The 5589-nt window shown below is 49.2% G+C and carries 5 protein-coding genes and 2 tRNA genes; 2 read left to right on the top strand and 5 right to left on the bottom strand.

The window, feature by feature from the left end; all coding sequences use genetic code 11:
* Nucleotides 1–56: 56 nt before the first annotated feature.
* The 5 genes from ACSZPU_RS22740 to ACSZPU_RS22760 form a co-directional block, all read right to left on the bottom strand.
* Complete coding sequence (locus ACSZPU_RS22740) at nt 57–353, bottom strand: NIPSNAP family protein (protein WP_499003447.1); 297 nt, start codon at nt 351–353, stop codon at nt 57–59.
* 126 nt (nt 354–479) lie between these two features.
* Nucleotides 480–1757, bottom strand: a complete 1278-nt coding sequence (locus ACSZPU_RS22745) for a tyrosine-type recombinase/integrase (protein ID WP_499003454.1) — start codon at nt 1755–1757, stop codon at nt 480–482.
* 179 nt (nt 1758–1936) lie between these two features.
* Nucleotides 1937–2012: transfer RNA gene (locus ACSZPU_RS22750), tRNA-Asn, on the bottom strand.
* 111 nt (nt 2013–2123) lie between these two features.
* The gene (locus tag ACSZPU_RS22755; RefSeq protein ID WP_499003457.1) at nt 2124–3521 is read right to left on the bottom strand and encodes an EmmdR/YeeO family multidrug/toxin efflux MATE transporter; all 1398 of its coding nucleotides are present in this window, start codon (nt 3519–3521) and stop codon (nt 2124–2126) included.
* A 126-nt stretch (nt 3522–3647) separates the two neighbouring features.
* Nucleotides 3648–3740 carry a DUF5951 family protein gene (locus tag ACSZPU_RS22760; protein ID WP_499003449.1) on the bottom strand — a complete coding sequence of 31 codons (93 nt, stop codon included), beginning with the start codon at nt 3738–3740 and terminating at the stop codon, nt 3648–3650.
* Nucleotides 3741–3746: 6 nt separating this feature from the next.
* Between ACSZPU_RS22760 and ACSZPU_RS22765 the strand changes: the two genes are divergently transcribed.
* Nucleotides 3747–3822, top strand: a tRNA-Asn gene (locus ACSZPU_RS22765).
* A 160-nt stretch (nt 3823–3982) separates the two neighbouring features.
* Complete coding sequence (locus tag ACSZPU_RS22770; RefSeq protein WP_499003452.1) at nt 3983–5248, top strand: tyrosine-type recombinase/integrase; 1266 nt, start codon at nt 3983–3985, stop codon at nt 5246–5248.
* Nucleotides 5249–5589 lie beyond the last annotated feature (341 nt).

Consider the following 5589-nt stretch of genomic DNA (forward strand, 5'->3'; position numbering starts at 1 on the left):
GCGGGCATCGTGAAAAGTCTATGTCAAAGAAAGGGTTATGTTCTCATAATTGACGATTAAATCGCACCTTCCTTAATACTGGTTTCGATACTACGAATTATGTCTTCGCGCGGGCCACTGCGCCAGTCAGAGCTTGCATAAAAGGCATCAAGAACAGCAACCATGCTTTTGGCGCTGTCAAAGGCGCGAATCAGATAGTAGCAATCCGGGTCATGCAGGGAGTTACCAAACGAAACAACATCGATCCCGTGGCGTTGATGAAGGGGAACGCTAATTTCCTGCATGATGGTGTGGAAAGCGGCTCCGGTGCCTTTGTGTAATGTGTATTGCAGTATCTCGACTGTTTTTTTCACCGTTATTTTCCCATTGTTGGTTCTACAAACAAGCCTGTTGTCAGATTTTATCGTGTTCTACTAAAAATAACTGTCAGATCAAGTTTGAGCTAATGCATATGAGGCCGTCCCCGGCCTCTGTTCAATTTATCCCTTCTGTGCAAACTCAAACGGCCTGACCATTAAATCCTTGTTAGCATCCAGAAAATCAGCCCACCATTGCAGCATCAGACGGCGTTGTTCCAGATGTTTGGCTTTGTGTGTATAAGCTGCCCGGACGTTATTCTTTTCCATATGGCTCATTTGAAGCTCAACAACATCCTCTGACCAGATACCTGATTCAATCAGAGCACTACAAGCGAGGGTACGGAAACCATGACCGCACAAGTCGGTTTTGGTGTCATAGCCCATTTTACGTAGCGCCTTGTTGATTGTGTTTTCACTCATTGGCTTCATAGCGTCATAACAGCCCGTAAAGATAAAACCGTTATCACCGCTCACGTCATAGGTGAGATTTCTTAGCTCTTCCAAAATTGTCAGCGCCTGATTGCACAGTGGCACGTAATGCTTCCTGCGCATTTTGGCACCACGTCCTGAATGTTTTATCTTTTCTATAACTTCACGTTGTTCCGGGATAACCCACAAGGCACTTTTAAAATCGATCTCTGACCAACGGGCAAAGCGGAGTTCGCTGGAACGTACAAACGTCAATAGGTTGAGTTTTAGCGCCAGTAATGTGAGTCTGCTGCGTCCCTGATAGTCCTCAATGCGTTCCAGAAGGGCGGGTATTTCTTCCAGTTCAATTGCAGGACGATGCTCTGTCTGGGGTTTCTGTACAGCACCTTCCAGATCATAGGCAGGATTGAAGCGGATGATCTTTTGCTGAACAGCATATCGCAGGATAGCGGTAGCGTACTGTTTTACCCGCATAGCGATTTCAAGGAAACCGAGCGTTTCAATCTTCTTGATTGGAACCAACAGATCACCTGTATCTAACTCACCGATATCTTTGTTGCCGATATCAGGAAACAGGCAAGTTTCAAGACGAGTCCAGACAGAACGTTGATAATCATCTGACCATGTTGTTTTCGTTGCAAACCAGCTTTTGGCAACCGTTTTGAAAGCGCGGGTATGGTTACGCTTTTCCAGTGTGGTTTTGTTGTCAGCCTGTTTTTTAGCGCTGGGATCAATGCCAGACGCTAACAGCTTTTTGGCTTCATCACGTCGTTGTCTTGCATCAGCAAGAGAAACGGCAGGGTAGACACCAATCGAAAAGACCTTCTGTTTGCCTTCGAAACGATAACCCAACTGCCAGTATTTTGAACCGTTGGGATGTACAAGGAGGTAGAGGCCGAACCCGTCAGTGAGCTTAACCGACTTTTCGGAAGGTCTGGCATTTTTTACTTTGGTATCAGTAAGCGGCATGACGGTTTCCCCTGATTGCTGGTAAAAAGAAAATCGAACCAGCTTTACCAGCATTTTTACCAGCAAAAGGGTGTAGCTTCGAGTGTTTTTTAATAGACGTGTGTAGACAAGCTTGAAGGGTTAACCAATTGATAGAAAGCAAAAAACCAGACGTCAGTAGACATCTGGCTTCTTTAAATTGGCTCCTCTGACTGGACTCGAACCAGTGACATACGGATTAACAGTCCGCCGTTCTACCGACTGAACTACAGAGGAATCGTGTGAACGAGGCGCATATTAACGATGCCTCCTGCCCTTGTCAAAGGCTGTTTTCACAAAAATGTCCGTTTGCCGATTTATTCTCCACTCTGCGGGAAAATGAAGCGGTTACGTGTGATCTCGCGGGACTTTCGGGTATTTCCACAGCCAGCGGCCGCTTACCATACGCCAGTAGAAGAGCACGCCGCGCACCGCCCAGTCGAGCACCATCCCAAGCCACACGCCGACCACACCCATTCCGAGCATAATCCCAAGCGTATAGCCCGCCACCACGCGACAGCCCCACATACCAAGCATCGATACCCACATGGCGAAACGGGCATCACGCGCGCCTTTCTGTCCGGCTGGCAGCACCCAGGAAGCAGCCCAAATCGGCATAAACGCGGCGTTCAGCCAAAGAAGCGTCTTGACCACCTCTTTTACGTCTTCTTCATGGGTGTAGAACGACGCTAACAGCCCGGCAAAAGGTGCCGTGCCCCACGCGATCAAGGTCAGCACGATAGTCGCCAGCCAGAACACGTGGCGCAGCTGTCGCTCGGCCTGACTGCGCTGCCCTTTTCCCAGCCGTTTGCCGGTAATAATAGTAGATGCCGAGCCCAGGGCGTTACCCGGCAGGTTAATCAGCGCCGCCACCGAGAAGGCAATAAAGTTACCGGCGATAACGTTGGTCCCCATTCCGGCGACAAACATTTGTGTGAGCAGTTTCCCGCCGTTAAACAGCACCGACTCGATACTCGCCGGGATCCCAATCCCCATCACTTCCCAGATAATGGCGAAGTTAAGCGGCTGGAAGTAGCTTTTCAGCGGAATACGCAGCGCCGGATTAAAGCCAATCATCAGCACCCAGACAATCGCAATCGCGCCGATGTAGCGAGCAATGGTCAGCCCCAGCCCGGCACCGGCAAAACCCAGCCCCGGCCAGGAGAACGCACCGTAAATCAGCACGCTACTGATAATAATGTTGAGGATGTTCATCCCGCCGTTAATCAGCAGCGGAATTTTAGTGTTCCCGGCTCCACGCAGCGCTCCGCTACCAATCAGCGCAATGGCCGCCGCCGGATAGCTGAGTACGGTGAGTTCCAGATAGGTCAGCGCCAGTGCTTTTACCTCTGGCGTGGCTGCCCCGGCGATAAAATCGATAATTTCCGCGCCGAAGTAGTGGATGACCGCCGCCAGTAAAATGGAGAACAGGGTCATGATCATCAGCGACTGACGCGCTGCCGCCCTCGCCCGCTTTTTATCGAGCTTGCCAAGGCTGAATGCCACAACAACGGTGGTCCCGAGGTCAATCGCGGCAAAAAACGACATGACGACCATGTTAAAGCTGTCGGCCAGCCCCACGCCCGCCATGGCCTCTTTACCGAGCCAGCTGACAAGGAAGGTACTGAGCACGCCCATTAACAGGACACAGGTGTTTTCGAGGAAGATGGGGACAGCGAGCGGCGTGATTTCACGCCAGAACAGGACTTTGTAGCTCTTGCGTTTGGCGTACCATGGCGTGCGCATGACGACCTGGCGTATCGGGGCGACGACGTTCAAAATTGACCTTAAAGAGAGAAAGATGAAACTTCATTTCAAATGATGGGGGAGATTTCGTGATCCTGCAAAGCATTTCCAAAAAATTGTTGTTAATTACAGCAAACTGCCGTGAATTGCGGCAGTTGCACAAAAGTGTTGGAAATCAGGTTTGACAAAAGTTTTTTCGCCGCTAAGATACGACTCCACACCGATTCCTCTGTAGTTCAGTCGGTAGAACGGCGGACTGTTAATCCGTATGTCACTGGTTCGAGTCCAGTCAGAGGAGCCAAATTCTTGTTTTCATGCCGCTTCGTGAATCCTTATGTGATTCAGATTCAATATGTTAGCGTGAAAAGTCTTCCCGATGCATTTTCAGTTTACCCTCCGCATCGGGAGAATTTGGTGGTCAGATTTGGGGTCAAGTTGGTTCGATGACGGAGTGACCCCCAATGTCTCTTAACGACTCAAAAATCCGCAACTTAAAACCATCCGCAAAACCCTTCAAAGTTTCCGACTCTCATGGTCTGTACCTTTTAGTCAATCCTAGCGGTTCACGTCTTTGGTATCTCAAATATCGCATCAATAGAAAAGAATCCCGCCTCGGCTTAGGTGCCTATCCTGATGTTTCTCTGGCTGATGCTCGTCAGCAGCGTGACGGCATTCGTAAATTGCTGGTGCAGAATATCAACCCAGCACAACAGCGCTCCACTGAAAGAGCCACTGTCTTACCGAGAGAAACCTTCAAGTCTGTCGCGTTGAGCTGGCATAAAAGCAACAGATCATGGTCAGAGAACCATGCCGCCCGTCTGCTTGCCAGCATGAACAATCATATCTTCCCGATAATTGGACACCTGCCAGTCACAGAACTGAAAACCCGCCATTTCATCGACCTGCTGAAAGGAATTGAAAAAAAAGGTTTGCTAGAAGTAGCGGCACGCACTCGGCAGCATATGTGCAACATCATGCGTCATGCCGTGCATCAGGAGTTGATAGAGCATAATCCGGCGGCCAATCTGGACGGTATAATCGCCCCGCCCGTTAAACGCCACTATCCTGCCCTTCCGTTGGAGCAACTACCAGAACTGTTAACCCGTATTAAAGACTACAAGCAAGGACGAGAATTAACCCGCCTGGCAGTATCACTAACATTGCACCTGTTTATCCGTTCCAGCGAACTGCGCTTTGCCCGTTGGTCTGAGATCGATTTCAGAAACAAAATCTGGACGATTCCGGCTACCCGTGAAGCCATCCCCGGTGTGCGTTATTCCGGGCGTGGCGCGAAAATGCGCACTCCACATATCGTTCCTCTCTCCCGTCAGTCCATCGCTATTCTGAAACAGATACGGGATATATCCGGACATCAGGAACTGATATTCCCAGGTGATCATAATCCATATAAGCCAATGTGCGAAAATACGGTCAATAAAGCGCTGCGCTTGATGGGTTATGACACGAAAGATGAAATCTGCGGACACGGATTCCGGGCAATGGCCTGTAGTGCCCTGATGGAATCGGGTCTATGGTCACAGGATGCCGTTGAGCGTCAAATGAGCCATCAGGAACGCAACAGCGTTCGAGCGGCTTACATCCACAAAGCAGAATACCTCGATGCCCGAAAAGCTATGATGCAGTGGTGGTCGGATTATCTGGATACGTGCCGTGAAACTTATGTGCCACCATACATTCTGACTAGCAAAAAGAGCATCCCGGTCTGACTCATCAGGTTTTACTAAGGTGGCATTGGTTTTAGAAGCCTACTAATTGATGTGAGCTTAAAATCGCTGGAATAAGCTGAGCTGGATTAAGTTCGCCAGTCATAATAATTTTTAACAAATAGAGTTTCTTCTGTATCAGAGGGAGCTCTAGGCTACTATTCTTAAAGCAAAAAAGATCAAGTGGTTATGACTATATAACAGGCATAACTAGTTTAGAACTACTGACAAACACCAGAAATGGTAAGCAGTAGCAGTGACTTGGTAGTAAGCGTAAAGCCAGCGCCGTATGTAGCCATTAAGCCAGTACTGGTAACTTAGACGCCCACCTGTACAGACGGACA

Origin of the sequence: Phytobacter sp. V69 (assembly GCF_965644215.1) — a bacterium.
GTDB lineage: Bacteria > Pseudomonadota > Gammaproteobacteria > Enterobacterales > Enterobacteriaceae > Phytobacter.

Bases quoted from the DNA above. Each gene is read 5' to 3' on its own strand.
- ACSZPU_RS22745 (WP_499003454.1), bottom strand. From the start codon at position 1,757: ATGCCGCTTACTGATACCAAAGTAAAAAATGCCAGACCTTCCGAAAAG.
- ACSZPU_RS22770 (WP_499003452.1), top strand. From the start codon at position 3,983: ATGTCTCTTAACGACTCAAAAATCCGCAACTTAAAACCATCCGCAAAA.
- ACSZPU_RS22755 (WP_499003457.1), bottom strand. From the start codon at position 3,521: ATGCGCACGCCATGGTACGCCAAACGCAAGAGCTACAAAGTCCTGTTC.